Genomic DNA, 16,582 nt, shown 5'->3' on the forward strand with positions numbered 1-16,582 from the left:
ATGGAGTGCGACAAATGCGGCGAGAACGCGGTGTTACACGCGGCCTATTCCGGGCTTCACCTCTGTGAGTCCCATCTCTGCCGAGCGGTCACGAAACGGGTCCGCCGTCGCATCCGCGAGGACGGCCTCGTTTCCGACGACGCCACCGTCGAGGACCCCGAGACGTGGGTCATCGGGCTTTCGGGCGGGAAAGACAGCGTCGTCCTCACGCAGATTCTCCACGACACGTTCGCCGAGGACCCCCGTATCGAACTGGTGGCGCTTTCTATCCACGAGGGCATCGAGGGCTACCGCGACGCGAGTCTGGAGGCCTGCGAGGAACTGACTGAGGAGCTGGGTATCGAACACGTCACCGTCTCCTACGCCGAGGAGTTCGGCGTCCAGATGGACGATGTCGTCGAGGACGACCCCGAGGGGATGGCCGCCTGCGCCTACTGTGGTGTGTTCCGCCGCGACCTCCTCTCGAAGTACGCCGAAGAACTCGACGCCGACAAACTGCTGACCGGCCACAACCTCGACGACGAGGCTGAGACGGCGCTGATGAACTTCCTCGAAGGCGACATCTCACAGATCGCCAAGCACTTCGAGGCTTCTCTGGGTCCGTTCGACTCGGCTGCCGACGCGCCCACGGAGCAAACGCGCGAAGCGCAAGACCATCACATTCCCCGGGCGAAGCCGCTCCGGGACATCCCCGAGAAGGAGGTCGCGCTGTACGCCCGTTTTCAGGACCTCCCGGCACACATCACCGAATGTCCGCACGCCGACGAGGCCTACCGCGGCGAGATACAGGAACTCATGCTCGGACTGGAGGAGAACCACCCCGGAACGCGCCATTCGATTATGGCTGGCTACGAGAAGCTCGCGGCGCTCGCTGCCGACACCTACGGCGGCGAGAACGGCGATACCGACTACGGCGAGTGCGACAACTGTGGCTCGCCGACGGCGCGGGACCTCTGTCGGAAGTGTAATCTGCTGGATGCGCTGGAAGCGGTCTGACGCGTTCGCTGTTTCTGTCCGACACCGCAACGAATCTGTTCTGTCCGCCATCGCACCGGACGCCGCTCACGTTTCGCGTCGCTCGTGGCTGTAGAAACCGAAAGAAAAACCGCGGACGTCGCTACTTGTTCGTCCGGATGACGTCGAGTCCGTTGTTCTTCTCGCGCTGGTCCTGCCCGCCGTCGGTCTCGCTGTAGCCAGCGTTGCGACCGCTGCTGCTCTGACTCCCGCTGTTCGGGGCGGGGCTGTCGAAGCTTTCGACGTTGTCGGACGCGTCGAAGGACGTGTCGTCGCTGACTTCCTGAATCGCCTCGCGGGACTTGTTGGCCTGCTTCTGGGTCGTCGGACCGAGCACCTGTGCGGACTGGACGCCGGTCATGATAGCCATGACCCGCACCTTGCCCTTGTACTCTTCCTGAATCCGTGCGCCCCAGATGACGTTGGCGTCGGCTTCAAGCCGCTCGGTGATGTTCTGTGCGATGCCCTCGGCCTCCTTCAGCGTGAGGTCCGGGCCGCCGGTGATGTGGACTAGCCCGCCGCTCGCGCCGCGGTAGTCCACGTCAAGCAGCGGGTGGTTCATCGCGTCCTTGACGACCTCTTCGGTCTTGTTCTTGTCCTGAGTCTCGCCGACCAGCATCACCGCGACGCCGCCCTGATTCATGATGGATGTCATGTCGGCGTAGTCGAGGTTGATGAGGCTCGGCTGGGTGATTGTCTCGGAGATACCCTTGACGGTCTCGGCGATGATTTGGTCCATCACGGAGAACGCCTTACCGATTGGGAGGTTCGGGACGTAATCGAGCAGGCGGTTGTTGTCCAGCACGATGATGGAGTCCGCTTCGTTGCGGAGCTTCTCTAGGCCTTCCTCGGCCTTGACCGTCCGTGCTCGCTCGACGTTGAACGGCGTCGACACCATGCCGACGACGATTGCGCCCTGTTCCTTGGCGATCTTCGAGACGACCGGAGCCGCACCGGTCCCGGTCCCGCCACCCATACCGGCGGTGACGAACACGAGGTCTGCGTCGCCCAGCACTTCTTTGATAGTCCCCTGTGCCATCTCCGTGGCGCGCTCGCCCATCGACGGGTCGCCACCGGCCCCGAGGCCGTTGGTGAGGGACTTGCCGACCAGAATCTTCGTGTCGGCTTCGATCATCTTGAGGTGCTGTTTATCCGTGTTGATGGCCACGGTGTCAGCGCCCTCGACGCCGATGTTGTACAGGCGGTTGACCGTGTTGTTGCCGGCGCCACCACAGCCGACGATGACGATGCGCGGGTCTCCGAACCCGTCGACATCCGCGTCGGACATCTTCTGTTGCTCTTGCTCGTCGCGTTCGAGGGCCTCGTTAACGATATCCTGCATCGTTACACCTTGGCCCAAGACCGCTTCTTCTCGGAGGCTTGTTCGGAGCCTTCCTCAGCGAGCATCTCCCGGACCGCCGAGCGAATCGCTTCGCTCCGATTGGGGTACTCGCCCGTCTCGACCATTTGTTCGACCTCTTCGATCTGCTGCTTCGGAATCCGTAGTGTCACACGCTCCATGTTTGGTAGTTTCCCCTTGGGTAAGACGGCCCGGACGAGGTTTGTTTACGCCCCGCACGAGTGTTTACACAGCGAAACCGCAGTACGAGAGCGGCATCCCCTCGCGTTCGCCGCCGTGTAAGACGACCGTCTTACGCAGAATAAACCACTGACCCTGATGTATTAAAACTTACGGGCAGTGTCATACACATCTCCGTTTACGGCGACTGAGGCTGTGTACTGCGCGTAAACGCCAACTCAGGTCTGGTCAAGGACGTCCGCCGCAGGCGTTCGTCTCCCACAACCCGGGCAGAATCCCCAGTCCGACCGGAGTTCATCGCCGCAGTCACAGAACACCCGGCGAGACGCCTTCTCACCACAGTTCGGGCAGTAAACGTGGTCAGAACCAAGGTTTTCACCACATTGCGCGCACGTCTTACGTTCCTCTGTATCGGCTCTGTCCCGTGTTTCCGTATCTGTCTTACGCCCGCTCGTATCAGACGTTTGACTTTCGCTGTGAGACCGTCCGTCCCCAGTGTTTGCACCTCGGTCAGTGGCCTGTCGTCGTTCGGTTTCGGCGTTCGCTGCTCCCGCACTAACGCCGTCTAACGAGATGTTTACGTTGACATCCTGCGGTTGCGAACGGCGTTGTCGCGTTTGCAGTCTGTCGGCGATGATGCTGTCGACGCGTTCTTCGATGAGTTCGTCGATTGTCTCGGCGTCGGTCACGGACTCCGACGCCGACGACGGTTCCGACGCTGACGGTGATGCGTCTCCGAGATACTCCCGGAGCGCTTCACGCATGACCTCGCTCTTCGAGGCGTCGAACGCCTCGAGTTGGTCGATGAGGTCATCGTCAGCACGGAACGTTATCTTACTCATCTGGCTCGGTGAGAGTATTGTACAGGATGGTATTTTAATCTTCCCGCGCTGTCTGACGCCCGTCAGCTACCGGCATGACGCAATACCCACTTTTCGGTCGGACACCGTTCATAGACCGCTTTGACCCGCTATCGGAAGGTCGGAAAGCGAGGTCAGACGTGTCTGACATCTGCCAGTGTGTCACTCCGCGTCGTGTGACCGTTCGGCGTACCCTTCGCGAATAACAATCCTTAAGTCTGGACGGCGGGGTATTTTCGGGTGTCGACCGCCCTTAGCTCAGACTGGTAGAGCAGTCGACTGTAGATCGACTTGTCCCCCGTTCAAATCGGGGAGGGCGGACTTGGTTTTCAGTCGGTGTTGAACGGATGTGAACATGACCGTGAGCTGTCGTACGACTTCCGACAGCGGAGCTACCTGAAGCAATATGCCTCCAGCAGATCCGTGGATTGAAATCTTCGAGGCTGGCTCAGTAGCGTCAGAACCGCTCGCTCATCGCCGCCAGCCCAGCGTCCACGTCAACGGCCGCACCCTGCTCACCCAGCGCGTTGCCCAGCGCCGCGAGCAGGTAGCTGACGTTCTTGCGACGAGCGGAGTGGCCCATACAGCCGATGCGCCAGATGTCGCCCTCCAGTGCGCCCAGACCGCTGGCGATTTCGAGGTCGTACTCGTCGAGCAGGTGCTGGATGACCGCGCCGTCGTCGACGCCGTCGGGGACGCGGACGGTGTTCAGGCTCGGGAGCCAGAAGTCCTCGGGGGCGTTCATCTCTAGGCCCATCCCCTCGACGCCGGCTTTCAGCGCGCCGGCGACGCGCAGGTGGCGGTCCCAGCGATTTTCGATACCTTCCTCAGCGACGAGTCGCAGCGCCTCACGCAGCGCGTACACGTTCGTGATGGGCGCGGTGTGATGGTAGGCGCGCTCCTCGCCCCAGTACCCTTCCAGCAGCGAGAGGTCCAGATACCACGACCGGGGCTCCTCCTCGCGGGTGAGGACCTTGTCCATCGCGTCGTCGTTGAGTGTGAGCGGGCTCGCGCCCGGTGGACAGGAGAGGCACTTCTGCGGGCCGGAGTAGGCCACGTCGATGCCCCACTCGTCGACGCGGAGTTCGACGCCGCCCAGCGAGGTTACGCTGTCGGCGATGACCAGCGCGTCGTTCGCGTGGGCGATGTCCGTTAGCTCGGGCACCGACGGCTGGAGGACGCCGGTGCTGGTCTCGGCGTGGACGAACCCGAACACGTCTGGGCTATGGTCGTCGAATGCCGCTTCGACCGCTGCCGGGTCGAGCGGCTGGCCCCACGGCGCGTCGACGGTGACGACATCGCCGCCCGCTCGTTCGGCCATGCTCGCCATCCGGCCGCCGAAGTAGCCGTTCGTCGGGACGAGCATCGTATCGCCCGGTTCGACGACGTTTCCAATGGCGGCCTCCATCGCTGCGGAGCCGGTTCCCGAGACTGGAATCGTCCACTTGTTGTCCGTCCGGAAGGTGTACCGGAGAAGATCCTGAACCTCGTTCATGATCTCGATGAACGAGGGGTCGAGGTGGCCGACCAGCGGCGTGCTCATCGCTTTGAGCACGCGTGGGTGTACGTCGCTCGGGCCGGGTCCCATCAGTGTTCGATCCGGCGGCGTCAACTCACCGACAGCAGGTGCCTCATCCATACCGTGTGTTACCCGGTGACTGGGCATTAAAATCCGTGGTCACGACTCTCCTGTCAGTGTCGAAGGCGGTCCCACGACTCTGGAGGAGAGCAACTCTCTCGTCTCAGACACAGACCGAAGCTATCGATTTTAGCACACCAGTCACGAGCTGATACTACCCTACTCCATAATCATAACCGCCGGAAGAAGCCGGTGTGAAGTGTGTGAACTATCTGCCCCGTTTTTACTCTCGTACTGCTAAGGTGGGGTGTGGTCGTCGATGAGATTGTTCGATAACGCTGTGTCCCCTGGGGAGGAACCGAGACGCCGGTACACCTGTCTGGTGTGCCGGGCGTCGTTCGACGTTCAGTACCACTCCTGTCCGGACTGCGGTGCGTACGACATCCGCCGGACGAAGTGGCTCACGTAGCCCCCGGCGTCCACGTTGGCACGTCCACAGACTGCCTGCTATCGGGCTACACTGCCCTTTTTTACCGAGTGTTCTCCCGTACCACAGCCACCAAGTGACCGCCGACGGTACGATGGTCTGTGAACCGACGACAGTTAGGGACGACAGAGTATGACGTGACTGATGTCGGACTGGGTACTTGGAATATCGGTGGTGACTGGGGTGATGTCTCGGCGGAGGAGGGCCGGGAAACGATCCGCACAGCGCTCGATGCCGGCGTCGACTTCATCGACACTGCTGACGTGTACGGCGACGGCTTCAGCGAACAGCGCATCGCCGAAGTGCTCGACGAACGTGAGGTCCGCGATGAGGTGACCGTCGCGACGAAGGCCGGCCGCCGCCTCGACCCACACACTGCCGAGCGCTACAACTACGACAATCTCTCGGAACACGTCGACCGTTCGCGTGAGTATCTCGGAGTCGACACGCTCGAACTGCTGCAACTGCACTGTCCGCCGACCGACGCCTACTACCAGCCCGAGACGTTCAACGCCCTATCGCGGTTGCAAGACGAGGGGCTGGTCGAGCACTGCGGCGTCAGCGTCGAACGCGTCGAGGAAGCACTGAAAGCCATCGAGTACCCGGAAATCGAGACGGTCCAGATAATCTTCAATATGTTCCGCCAGCGGCCCGCGGAGCTGTTCTTCGAGGAGGCCAAGCGCCGCGACATCGGCGTCATTATCCGCGTCCCGCTGGCCTCTGGACTCCTGACAGGTACCCTCTCCAGAGACATGGAGTTCCCCGAGAACGACCACCGGAATTTCAACATCGAGGGTGAGGCGTTCGACCGCGGTGAAACCTTTGCCGGCCTTCCGGTCGACGCAGGCTTCGACGCCGTCGAGGAACTCCGCGAGCACGTTCCCGAGCGGATGACGATGGCTCAGATGTCGCTGCGGTGGATTTTGGACCACGACGCTGTATCGACTGTTATCCCCGGCTCGACCTCGCCGGATCACGTCCGGGCGAACGCAGCAGTCAGCGATATGGACCCCCTCTCTAATCGCGTTCATGGTGCGGTGCGTGACACCTACGAGGAGTACGTCTTCGACGACGTCCATCATCGCTGGTAGTCGCCCGCGTTGCAGCACTGTTCGAGAAGTACGGTCAGCGAACGGACGCCGAGGACCAATGCCGGGTGGGCAAACCCGGCGTGAAACCGTCCCGTACAGGGGAGCATGGGACGGTGAGCGTCGGGAGAGTACGAGCACGCACTGTGCCCGCATACAGTCATCCATGCCATCCGATGTTTGTTATACAGCTCTTTCTCCGGCGACAGTCAGCGGACTGGGCGGCAGGGGGACGCTACTGGAGTCATTCACGCCAGCTGAAAACCCCTCGCCGTTGAACACCGTAACTGGGACTCTGGCGGGTGTTCCACCCGTTGGCTTCGGCCGTTACTAGCCGTTTGTGGCGAACTAGCATCCGCTACCGGTCGGACTGTAGTGAGTCACTACGCCGTCCCGGTGTGAGACGAGTCGCCCCACGGCGGACACGTGGTCGTGGTTCTTACTCTTCGGCGGTGAGTTTCGGACCGGGCTTCCACGTGTTGCCTTCGAGGACAACGAGGTCGTAGCGTTCGAGCACTTGGAGCGTATCGACGACCGCTTGGGCGTCGAAGGAGACGGTCATATCTTGGGGCAGTTGCTGCGCAATTGCACTGCGTGTCCCCCCGTCCATCCGGACGACCGTGTCAAGCAACTGTTCGAGGTCGTCGAGCAGCGAGACGAGCGACGTCGACCCCTCGTCTTCTGTCGCCAGTTTCGACATGACTTCGTCGTAATTCCCAGATATCTCCATCGATACGGACACGGTTTCGTCTTCGATGTCTTCTTCGTCTCCCATAGAGATGAATATATACACACTTGTAGAAATACGTTTCCATATCTGTTACAGCAGACACATCTCCCGGCTGTTTCGCTGCAAAAGTGTACTGTATGGTTGCTGTTGTGTATGGAAAATATGCACCTGTACTTGGGAGATACACATCTACTAGGACAGAATTGAGAATGAAAACCTTCGAGATAGTGTTTAAGAGCCATATATAATACCATCTTTTCGGAATCCTTGAATCTATATTGTATATTTACCACCGGAAATCTAGAAATAGTGAGTATTGTGGTCGCAAAACCCCACACGTCAACGCAGGATCAGCACCTCCGTCATGGCCGTTCGGATAAGCCGAACGATAAAGCCGGTGTCGTAGCGTAAGCCACGTCCGCCGGTGACTAACTGTCCATGTCAACTGTTGGGCTTGGCACTGGGACAATGTCTCCGTTTCGGCCGGCGACGGACACGATTATCGGTCAAGCTATCTTCTCTTGGTCTGCCGGATAACAAAAGTACGGTTATTATCCCCTGCCGCTGAACAGTCTCCTGTCTCTACCGCTGGACCGGACTGCAGGCGGGCCATAGCGACGTGAAACACTGTCTGTTTCAGCATACGGAACAAGCACCGTCTCGATTGTTTGTCTCCGGTGCGTTTCGGTTTACCGACAGTGGAGCGACATTGTGGGGGACTGTGGCAAGCGTATCCAGCCATATATGCACACATTTCGCGAGGCCCGTAGTCCGGTGGGTTCCCATCCGTCGCGTCCACTGTATTCGGCATCTGTTCGAGAATATGAACCGTCGGCAGCGAACCGCTGCTGGGCGAGTGCCAGCCGTTGACGGACAGTGCAGCATATGCCAGAGTTTCACGTCGCCAGCGTCCGCTCAGCGAATGCCGGCGTATGCCTCCGTGATGTAGCGTTGTCCTGAAACCCCGCGGCGGAGCCACTGAGCGTGACCCGGCCTGATTCCAGTAACAGGAGCCGGCCAGCGTGCCCGCACCCACGAACATCGGCACCACGACGATGTAGTACTGCAGCGTCAGCTAAGTGCAGCTGTCCCTTTCGGTCTCATCTGTCTCGGCTGGTCAAACGATTGCTGGCTGTTCGAAGCAGTATCGGCGCTGGACATGCTCTGACCGCTCGTTCCCACACTTGTGAGTCCAATCACGACACGGTCGACCAAATTTATATGTGGGTGGCAGTCACACAGTGGGTATGGCGTTTAGCTTGACGGCCGAGCAGACGGCAGTCCGAGAAGCGGTGCGCGAATTCGGCGAGAACGAGATCGAACCCCTCGGAAAAGAGTGTGACAGGGAGAAACGCTACCCAGCGGAACTGATGGAACAGGCGGCGCAATACGATCTTATCGCGCCGGAAGTCCCCGAGAAATATGGTGGCGCGGGGATGGACAGCCTCACCGGCGTTGTCGTCACTGAGGAACTCTGGCGTGCCGATCCGGGTATCGGGAGCGCCATCGGCTCCCGTGGCTTCGGGTCGAGTATGCTCCAGAAGTACGGCGACGAGTGGATGAAAGAGAAGTGGCTGCCGCGCATTACGAGCGGCGAGTCGGCGTGTGCCAGCGCCATCAGCGAACCCGCCCACGGCTCGAACGTGGCCGGTATCGAGACCCACGCCGAACGTGACAGCGATGGCTGGGTCCTTAACGGCAACAAGATGTGGATCACGAACGGGACCGTCGCCGATGTCATGGTGGTGATGGCCAAGACCGACCCCGACGCCGGCCACGAGGGCATCAGCGCCTTCCTCGTGCCGACGGACACCGACGGCCTGCAGGCCGAGAAAATCGACAACAAACTCGGCATCCGCGCGTCGGATCTGGCCGAAATCATCATCGACGACGTGCGCGTGCCCGAGGAGAACATCATCGGCGAGGAAGGTGCTGGCTTCTACCAGCTGATGGACTTCTTCGCCAGCGGGCGGGCGAACGTGGCCGCACAGGCCGTCGGTACCGCACAGGCCGCCGTCGACGACTCGATCCAGTACGCGAACGAGCGCGAGCAGTTCGGCCAGCCCATCAGCGAGTTTCAGGCCATCGAACACAAGATAGCCGAGATGGCGACCAATGTCGAAGCCGCGCGGTCGCTCACCTACCGCGCCGCGAGCGCCATCGACGAGGACAATCTTGACGTGGCGACAAAGTGGGCCAGCATGGCGAAGCTGTTCGCCAGCGAGCACGCCGTCGACGTGGCCGACGAGGCGATTCAGGTCCACGGCGGCGCGGGCTACGTCACCGACCACAACGTCGAGCGATACTACCGCGACGCCCGCATCACCAAGATCTACGAGGGGACCAGCGAGATACAGAAGAACATCATCGCCGACCGCGTGCTGTGAGGCCGCGGCGGACGGACTACCGATATCGCCACTGTCTCGATAGCCGGCCTACTGCCGGAGTGTCAGGAACTCAGCGGAAAAGACGGTTTCGTCGGCCTGATTCAGAGCGGTGACCTCGGTCCGGACGACGCCCGTCGCAACCGGGTGGTCTCGACGCTCTTTGTCGACAATCTCGGCCTCGACGTGCACTGTCTCTCCCAGAAACACCGGCTTGACGAACCGGAGGCGGTCGAGCCCGTAGAACGCGACCATGTGCCGCTTTTCGGCCTCGTCGCGGGCCTGCCATAGTAGTCCGGTGACGACCGAGAACACCAGCGCACCGTGTGCGATGCGCTCGCCGTACCCCGAGTCGGCCATCCGCTCGGCGTTCGTGTGGAGGTGATTGAAGTCCCCGCTAACACCGGCGAAGTTGACCACATCGGCCTCGGTGATGGTCCGCCCCGGCGTCGTGAAGCCGTCGCCAACGTCGACTGTGTCGAACTCGCCAGCCATCCTACCGTCCCTCGCAGACGGTCGTAGAACGCCGCGTTGGTTGTTGGGCGAGTCGCCACTGCTGCGTTCGGACCTGTCGGTCCCGGGACCCCGGTTTGCTACTGTAGCTGGACATATACATAGCCACTGTGTCTCGCACCGCTGTTAATGCTATCGGGCCCGCCTCGCTCACGACGCCGCCACGGAGGGACGTAGCGTCTACAGCCTGCTCTGACTGTTCAACTATATTCAACGGAACCCGGCAGAGAGCACTCAGGACGTAGCTTTATTGGGGATGCCCCAGATGTCGGAAGCGATGTCAAAGCCACACATGGAGCGGTTCGATCTGGAGGGGCAGCGGGCGATTATCACGGGCGCATCGAGCGGCATCGGCCGGGCAATCGCGGAGGAGTTCGCGGCCGACGGAGCCGACGTAGTTGTCTGCTCGCGCGAACAGGACAACGTCGGCCCCGTTGCCGACGAGATCAACGACAGCGACCGGCCCGGCGAGGCGGTCGCCATCGAATGCGACGTAACAGACCGTGAGGCCGTCGAGGCGCTGGTAGAGGCGACCGTCGACGAGTTCGGTGGGTTGGACGTGCTCGTGAACAACGCCGGCGCGAGCTTCATGTCCGGCTTCGACGACATCAGCGAGAACGGCTGGAAGACCATCGTCGACATCAACCTCCACGGGACCTACCACTGCACGCAGGCGGCCGGTGACGCGCTGGCCGATGGCGACGGCGGGACAGTCATCAATCTCTCCAGCGTCGCCGGCGAACAGGGCGCGCCGTATATGAGCCACTACGGGGCCGCGAAAGCCGGGGTCAGCAATCTCACATCGACGCTGTCGGCGGAATGGGCTGACCGCGACATCCGAATCAACTGCATCGCGCCGGGCTTTGTCGCCACGCCGGGCGTCGAGTCACAGATGGGCGTCAGTGCCGACAACATCGACCGCGAGGCCGTCGAGCGTCGCATCGGCCTCTCAGAGGAAATCGCCGACATCGCGCTGTTCCTTGCAAGCCCGGCGTCGTCGTACATCGTCGGTCAGACCATCACCGCCGCCGGCGTCCCACGGCTCGAAGAGACGCCCGACATCTGAGCGCCGGGACCAGTACCAACGGCTGGGACCGCGGTGTCACTCCCCGTCTGAGAGGGCGAGCCAATCCGGCAACTCCCGGAGGTCATCAAGCGCGATGTCCACGGCGGGTCCGTCCTCGGCTCCGTAGGCGACCGTCCACAGCCCGGCCTGTGTCCCACCGTCCATGTCGTGCTCGTAGCGGTCACCGATCATCACGGCCCGCTCCGGTGTGACCCCGGCCTTTTCGAGCGCCGTTTCGAACATCGCGGGGTCCGGCTTGGTACGACCGACGGTCTCCGAGGCGGTGTACGAATCCATCGCGTCCCAGACGCCGAAGGTCCGCAACAGTTGCTCGCCTTCGCCGTCGTCCACGTCGCTGATGACGCCCTGATGGAGCGGTGCAGCAGCCAGCACCTCGATAGCCGCGATAGCGTCGGGGTTGGGTTCGACCTGTTCGTTGCGGATTCTCTGGAACAGTGACTCCCACTCGGTTTCCTCGGGGTCGACTGTCAGAATCTCGTCGACTGCCAGCTGGTAGCCCTCGCGGGCCGGCCGGAACTCGGTGCCATCGCGCTCGCCGAAGTACGCTCCGAGGACCGTCCGCCATCGTTCGAGGGCCGCGTCGGAACCAATAGCCGCCGGGTACTCCGAACACAGGCGTTCGACAAACTCGCGGTGGGCCGCCCGGACGGACTCCATCCGAAGGATGACGCCCCCGATGTCCCAGAAGACGGCCTCGACGTCTGGACTCTCGCTCACGGCAGCGGCTTGAACTGGGCTGGGTATGAAACTACCGCCGACGCTCGACGTCGTACCGTGAGTGTGTCGCGATGGGCGTGTCCCGGAGCACAGCTATGAGAAATAAACGACCGACCACGCGTTCGCTGTGCTCCAACACTTATGATGTCGACGTACGAGAACAAGAGTGTTACATGATATCGTTCACCGATTCCGAGGCCGCGACTACGCTTGCCGAGCGCGCCAGAGCGCTGATGGACGAAGTCGTCATTCCGCGGGAGCGGGAGCTCGCGGGCGGGACGGCCATTTCGGACGCAACAGTTCGCGACCTCCGCGCTGCTGCACGGGAGTACGACGTGTACGCCCCGCAAATTCCCGAAGAACACGGCGGTATGGGCTATGACTTCCGGGACGTGCTGCCGACGTTCGAGGAAGCGGGTCGAAGCCTTCTCGGCCCGATTGCGATGCGGGTCGACGCGCCCGACGAGGGCAATATGCACCTGCTGGAAATGCAAGGCACGGACCTCCAGAAATCGGAGTATCTGGAGCCGCTCGTCGCGGGCGAGATACAGTCGGGCTTCGCGATGACGGAGCCGATGCAGGGTGCGGGTTCGGACCCGAAGATGATACGCACAACCGCAGCGAAAGACGGCGACGAGTGGGTCATCGACGGCCACAAGTGGTGGACTACCGGCGGCGTCGATGCCGACATTCTGCTCGTCTTCGCCCGGACAGATCAGGACGTGCATCCGTATCAGGGGTGCTCGGTGTTCATCGTCCCGGCCGACGCCGACGGCGTGGACATCGTTCGGAACATCCCGCACATGGGGAGTCAGGGCGACCCGAAGGGTCACGCCGAAATCGAGTTCAACGACGTTCGCGTCCCCGAGGAGCACCTGCTGGGCGAGGAAGGCAACGGGTTCCAGCACGTCCAGCAACGGCTCGGCCCGGCGCGGCTCACCCACTGTATGCGTTTCTCGGGAATGGCCGAGCGGGCGCTGTCCATCGCCAAGGCCTACACCGCCGAGCGGCAGGCCTTCGGCGACAGCGTGGCCGACAAACAGCACGTCCGGTTCGAGATCGCCGAGCAAGAGACACAGATTCAGGCCGCGCGGGCGCTGGTCCGAGCCGCCGCAGACGCCATCTCCGCTGGTCAGGAAGCCCGCGTCGAGGTGTCGATGAGCAAAGTGTTCGCTGCCCGAGCGACGCAGGACGCCATCGACACCGCGGTCCAGTTCTGTGGCGGCAACGGTATCGGGCGGGACCTTCCGCTGGCGGACTTCTATGAACTGGTCAGGACCTTCCGCATTGTCGACGGGGCTGATGAGGTCCACCTGCGGACCATCGCCCGCGAGGCGTTCGAGGACGTGGACAGCGACGAGCTGGAACCGGTCCGCCGCTACCGGGAGTAGGGAGCCGAGCCACTATCGGAACCGGTCGCTACTTCCCTTCGAACTCCGGTTCGCGGTCGGCCGCAAACGCCGCTGTTCCTTCCGTGACATCGTCGGTCGTTAGCAGGAGCGCAAAGGCCTGACTCTCCATTTCGAGGCCGGCGTCGAGGCTCTGGTCGGCTCCCTCGTTCATCACGCGCTTGGCTTTCCGAAGGGCAATCGGCGGCCCCGAGACGAGGTCGTCGATGAACTCCTCGACAGTAGCGTCGAACTCCTCGGCCTCGACGGCGCGGTTGATGAGTCCCCAGTCGGCCGCCCGCTCGGCGGAGATATGCTCGCCGCGGAAGACGAGTTCCTTCGCCCGCGCGTCAGTCAGCATTCGGATGGTGCGCTGTGTCCCGCCACCGCCGGGCAGCAGGCCGAGTGTGATTTCGGGGAAGCCGAACTCCGAATCGGTCGTCGCCAGCCGAAGGTCACAGGCAAGGGCGAGTTCCAGCCCCGCGCCGAGACAGTAGCCGTCGATGCGCGCCAGCGTCGGCCGGGGATACTCTGCGACGGCGGTGAACACCGCTGTCGGCTCCGAGGTCTGGGCGGGGTCGCGGTCCGCGAAGCCGGAGATGTCGGCCCCGGCGGAGAAAGCGCGGTCCCCGGCACCCGCGAACACAACGGCCCGGACCGCGTCGTCGTCGACCGACTCAAGCAGAGCCACGACCTCGTCTGCGAGCGTGTCGCTGATGGCGTTCATCCGCGACGGGCGGTCGAGCTCCACCTCCAGCAGGCCATCGTCGTCCAGCGCCCAGTTGATGGTGTGATAGTCGCTAGGGTCGTCACCGGTGTCGTACTCGTGGAAGCCCCGGCCCGCATCTTTCCCGGTGTGGCCCGCCTCGACCAGTTCGACGAGGTAGTCGGCCGGCTCGTAGCGGTCGTCGCCGTACTCCTCGTGGAGCGCTCGAAGCGTGTTCAGGATTGTATCGAGGCCGATATCGTCGGCTCGGCGGCAGGTCCCTTCGGGGAATCCGGCCCCGAGTCGCATCCCCGTGTCGATGGCGTCCGGCGTCGCCACGTCGTCGCCGACGAGCGTTGCGGCCTCGTTTGCCATCACCGCTTCGACGCGGCGGTGGTCGAACCCTTCGGCGTCCTCGGGGACGTAGTCCGGGCCGTCGCCGTCCTCGTAGTCGTAGTACCCCGCACCGGTCTTACGGCCGAGGGTCTCGTTTTCGACCTTCTCCGCCATGATGGGTGGAATCGGCGTCCCGGCCTCCTTGCGGACGTGGTAGCCGATGTCGATGCCGGTCAGGTCGCCGAGTTCGAACGGCCCCATCGGGTACCCCCGCTCGTGGACCATCGCGGCGTCGGCTTGGCGGATGGTCGCCTCGCCCGCCGAGACCATCCAAGCCGGCTCGCTCATGAACGGCCCGAGAACGGAGTTGACGACGAACCCGCGCACGTCCTTGCGGACGTAAATCGGCGTCTTCCCGATGGACTCGACGAACTCGTAGCCCTGCTCGGCCGTCTCGTCGGTCGTCTGCTCGCCGTAGATGACCTCGACGAGGTCCATCTTCACGGGCGGATTGAAGAAGTGCAGGCCAAGCACCGAGTCCGGCCGCTCCGTCGCTGTGGCGATTTCTGTGATCGACAGCGAGGAGCTGTTGGTCGCCAGCAGCGCATCCTCGGGTGCGGCGGCGTCGACGGACTCGAAGATGTCCTGTTTCACCGAGAGCTGTTCCGGGCCGGCCTCGATGACCAGATCGGCGTCGCTAACTGCCGCCTCCAGATCGGTCGTTGTCGTGACCCGCGACGCCACATCGTCGGGGGCCTCGTCGAGTCGTCCCTTCTCGGCGAGCTTTTCGAGCGACCACTCGATTTCGTCGTAGCCGTTTTCGACGATGTCCTCATCGATGTCACGCAACACGACGTCGTAGCCGGCGATTGCCGTGACCTCGGCGATGCCGTGGCCCATCGTTCCCGCACCGAGCACTGCCACTGTCGCTATCTCGGTCTGCTCCGCTACCATGGGCGTAGTGTCTATTGCAACACACATCAATCATCACCCTGGTACACGGTGTAAGTGGTGAGTCAAACGGCTGGAAAGCCGCCCACTCGTCCGGCAGCTACTCTCAATCGTCACTCTTCGTCTTCAGAGCGGCTCGTCGCCCTCGATAATCCGAATCGCGCGGTCAGCCAGCGCCGGGACGCGGTTCTCCATCAACGGATAGAACGGGTCGTCGGCGTTGCCCTCCAGATAGCGGCGGTAGAACATCTCGCCGAGGGCGGCGAGCTTGTACACGGCGAGCGTTCGATAGAACCGCTCGTGTTCGAACGTCAGGCCGGTCTGGGTTTCCCAGCGGTCGACCAGATCTCGACGGGTCGGATAGCCCGGTGCCTCGATGAACTCCGTCGCGAGGTCGGGAATCTCCGGCTCGGGGTCCTTGGCGTCGCGCCAGTACGAGAGCATCCAGCCGAGGTCGGCCCGTGGGTCGCCAAGCGTCGCCATCTCCCAGTCGAAGACGGCGGCGAGTTCCGGGTCGTCACCGGGCCCGAACATCACGTTGTCGAGCTTGTAATCGCCATGGACCAGTGTCTCTGGGTGGTCGTCGGGGCACTCCTCCTGTAGCCACGAGCCGACCCGCTCCAGTTCCGGGATGGTTCGGGATTCGGCCGTCCGCTCGAATGCCCAAGCTAGCTGTTTCCCCCAGCGCGTGACCTGTCGCTTCGGATACCCCTTCGCACGGCCGAGGTCGGACAGGCCAACGGCTGTGGGAGCAACCTCGTGGATGGCCGCGAGGGTGTCCACCAGTTCCGTTCCGACTGCCTCCCGAGCGTCGTCGTTCGCGAAGCGCGCTGGCTCTGCGTCTCGAATAACGGTTCCATCCACGCGGGCCATGACGTAGAAATCGCTGCCGATGACATCGTGGTCATCACAGGCCAGCACCGTCGGCGGGACTGGGACGGCTGTGTCCTGCAGGGCGTCGATGACGCGATACTCCCGCAACACGTCGTGGGCCGTCTCGGCGGTCTGGCCCGGCGGCGGCCGCCTGACGACCAGTTCTCGGTCGCCCCAAGTGACAAACAGCGTTTCGTTGGAATGGCCTTGTTCGTGGCGTTCGACCTCGAACGTCCCAGCCGAGCCAATTTTCTCGGTAAGGAACTGTTCGAGCGCGCTTTCGTCGACCAACCGCTGGTAGTAGTCGGCACTCCGTTCAGTCATGGTCG

General features: G+C 62.6%; 14 protein-coding genes and 1 tRNA gene. 6 read left to right on the forward strand and 9 right to left on the reverse strand.

Annotated elements, in window-relative coordinates; translation table 11 throughout:
• Positions 1-996, forward strand: a complete 996-nt coding sequence (locus tag Har1129_RS00005; RefSeq protein ID WP_151098772.1) for a TIGR00269 family protein — start codon at positions 1-3, stop codon at positions 994-996.
• Positions 997-1,117: 121 nt separating this feature from the next.
• Here Har1129_RS00005 and ftsZ read toward each other — a convergent pair whose 3' ends face one another.
• The 3 genes from ftsZ to Har1129_RS00020 form a co-directional block, all read right to left on the reverse strand.
• The gene (ftsZ, locus tag Har1129_RS00010) at positions 1,118-2,356 is read right to left on the reverse strand and encodes a cell division protein FtsZ (protein WP_151098773.1); all 1,239 of its coding nucleotides are present in this window, start codon (positions 2,354-2,356) and stop codon (positions 1,118-1,120) included.
• A 2-nt stretch (positions 2,357-2,358) separates the two neighbouring features.
• A complete protein-coding gene (locus Har1129_RS00015) occupies positions 2,359-2,535 on the reverse strand; it encodes a ribbon-helix-helix domain-containing protein (protein WP_004515010.1) in 177 nt (58 codons plus the stop codon).
• Between the two features lie 237 nt (positions 2,536-2,772).
• On the reverse strand, positions 2,773-3,396 hold the full coding sequence (locus Har1129_RS00020) for a zinc ribbon domain-containing protein (protein ID WP_151098774.1): 624 nt from the start codon (positions 3,394-3,396) through the stop codon (positions 2,773-2,775).
• Positions 3,397-3,661: 265 nt separating this feature from the next.
• Between Har1129_RS00020 and Har1129_RS00025 the strand changes: the two genes are divergently transcribed.
• A tRNA-Tyr gene (locus Har1129_RS00025) sits at positions 3,662-3,735 on the forward strand.
• 136 nt (positions 3,736-3,871) lie between these two features.
• On the opposite strand, the gene Har1129_RS00030 is transcribed toward Har1129_RS00025, so the two are convergent.
• Positions 3,872-5,053, reverse strand: a complete 1,182-nt coding sequence (locus Har1129_RS00030; RefSeq protein WP_151098775.1) for an alanine--glyoxylate aminotransferase family protein — start codon at positions 5,051-5,053, stop codon at positions 3,872-3,874.
• Between the two features lie 528 nt (positions 5,054-5,581).
• Here Har1129_RS00030 and Har1129_RS00040 point away from each other — a divergent pair.
• Positions 5,582-6,571, forward strand: coding sequence for an aldo/keto reductase (locus Har1129_RS00040; protein ID WP_151098777.1), 990 nt, complete (start codon positions 5,582-5,584; stop codon positions 6,569-6,571).
• Between the two features lie 436 nt (positions 6,572-7,007).
• Here Har1129_RS00040 and Har1129_RS00045 read toward each other — a convergent pair whose 3' ends face one another.
• Positions 7,008-7,343 carry a hypothetical protein gene (locus Har1129_RS00045; RefSeq protein WP_151098778.1) on the reverse strand — a complete coding sequence of 112 codons (336 nt, stop codon included), beginning with the start codon at positions 7,341-7,343 and terminating at the stop codon, positions 7,008-7,010.
• Positions 7,344-8,545: 1,202 nt separating this feature from the next.
• Between Har1129_RS00045 and Har1129_RS00055 the strand changes: the two genes are divergently transcribed.
• Positions 8,546-9,685 (forward strand): acyl-CoA dehydrogenase family protein, encoded by a 1,140-nt coding sequence (locus tag Har1129_RS00055; protein ID WP_151098779.1) that lies wholly within the window; start codon positions 8,546-8,548, stop codon positions 9,683-9,685.
• 48 nt (positions 9,686-9,733) lie between these two features.
• Here Har1129_RS00055 and Har1129_RS00060 read toward each other — a convergent pair whose 3' ends face one another.
• Positions 9,734-10,177, reverse strand: coding sequence for a MaoC/PaaZ C-terminal domain-containing protein (locus Har1129_RS00060; protein ID WP_151098780.1), 444 nt, complete (start codon positions 10,175-10,177; stop codon positions 9,734-9,736).
• A 274-nt stretch (positions 10,178-10,451) separates the two neighbouring features.
• On the opposite strand from Har1129_RS00060, the gene Har1129_RS00065 reads away from it, so the two are divergent.
• Positions 10,452-11,261 carry an SDR family NAD(P)-dependent oxidoreductase gene (locus Har1129_RS00065; RefSeq protein WP_151098781.1) on the forward strand — a complete coding sequence of 270 codons (810 nt, stop codon included), beginning with the start codon at positions 10,452-10,454 and terminating at the stop codon, positions 11,259-11,261.
• Between the two features lie 36 nt (positions 11,262-11,297).
• On the opposite strand, the gene Har1129_RS00070 is transcribed toward Har1129_RS00065, so the two are convergent.
• Positions 11,298-11,999, reverse strand: a complete 702-nt coding sequence (locus Har1129_RS00070; RefSeq protein ID WP_151098782.1) for an HAD family hydrolase — start codon at positions 11,997-11,999, stop codon at positions 11,298-11,300.
• A 173-nt stretch (positions 12,000-12,172) separates the two neighbouring features.
• Here Har1129_RS00070 and Har1129_RS00075 point away from each other — a divergent pair, with 173 nt between their 5' ends.
• Positions 12,173-13,390 carry an acyl-CoA dehydrogenase family protein gene (locus tag Har1129_RS00075; protein ID WP_151098783.1) on the forward strand — a complete coding sequence of 406 codons (1,218 nt, stop codon included), beginning with the start codon at positions 12,173-12,175 and terminating at the stop codon, positions 13,388-13,390.
• A gap of 28 nt (positions 13,391-13,418) precedes the next feature.
• On the opposite strand, the gene Har1129_RS00080 is transcribed toward Har1129_RS00075, so the two are convergent.
• Entirely contained in the window at positions 13,419-15,383 is a 1,965-nt protein-coding gene (locus tag Har1129_RS00080) for a 3-hydroxyacyl-CoA dehydrogenase/enoyl-CoA hydratase family protein (RefSeq protein ID WP_151098784.1), read from the reverse strand.
• A gap of 123 nt (positions 15,384-15,506) precedes the next feature.
• On the reverse strand, positions 15,507-16,577 hold the full coding sequence (locus Har1129_RS00085; RefSeq protein ID WP_151098785.1) for a phosphotransferase family protein: 1,071 nt from the start codon (positions 16,575-16,577) through the stop codon (positions 15,507-15,509).
• Between the last annotated feature and the right edge of the window lie 5 nt (positions 16,578-16,582).

The organism is Haloarcula sp. CBA1129, from assembly GCF_008729015.1.
GTDB lineage: Archaea > Halobacteriota > Halobacteria > Halobacteriales > Haloarculaceae > Haloarcula.

Coding starts and splice junctions, on each gene's coding strand:
- ftsZ (WP_151098773.1), bottom strand. CDS start 2,356: ATGCAGGATATCGTTAACGAGGCCCTCGAACGCGACGAGCAAGAGCAA.
- Har1129_RS00080 (WP_151098784.1), bottom strand. CDS start 15,383: ATGGTAGCGGAGCAGACCGAGATAGCGACAGTGGCAGTGCTCGGTGCG.
- Har1129_RS00030 (WP_151098775.1), bottom strand. CDS start 5,053: ATGGATGAGGCACCTGCTGTCGGTGAGTTGACGCCGCCGGATCGAACA.
- Har1129_RS00085 (WP_151098785.1), bottom strand. CDS start 16,577: ATGACTGAACGGAGTGCCGACTACTACCAGCGGTTGGTCGACGAAAGC.
- Har1129_RS00045 (WP_151098778.1), bottom strand. CDS start 7,343: ATGGGAGACGAAGAAGACATCGAAGACGAAACCGTGTCCGTATCGATG.
- Har1129_RS00065 (WP_151098781.1), top strand. CDS start 10,452: ATGCCCCAGATGTCGGAAGCGATGTCAAAGCCACACATGGAGCGGTTC.
- Har1129_RS00055 (WP_151098779.1), top strand. CDS start 8,546: ATGGCGTTTAGCTTGACGGCCGAGCAGACGGCAGTCCGAGAAGCGGTG.
- Har1129_RS00020 (WP_151098774.1), bottom strand. CDS start 3,396: ATGAGTAAGATAACGTTCCGTGCTGACGATGACCTCATCGACCAACTC.
- Har1129_RS00015 (WP_004515010.1), bottom strand. CDS start 2,535: ATGGAGCGTGTGACACTACGGATTCCGAAGCAGCAGATCGAAGAGGTC.
- Har1129_RS00060 (WP_151098780.1), bottom strand. CDS start 10,177: ATGGCTGGCGAGTTCGACACAGTCGACGTTGGCGACGGCTTCACGACG.
- Har1129_RS00075 (WP_151098783.1), top strand. CDS start 12,173: ATGATATCGTTCACCGATTCCGAGGCCGCGACTACGCTTGCCGAGCGC.
- Har1129_RS00005 (WP_151098772.1), top strand. CDS start 1: ATGGAGTGCGACAAATGCGGCGAGAACGCGGTGTTACACGCGGCCTAT.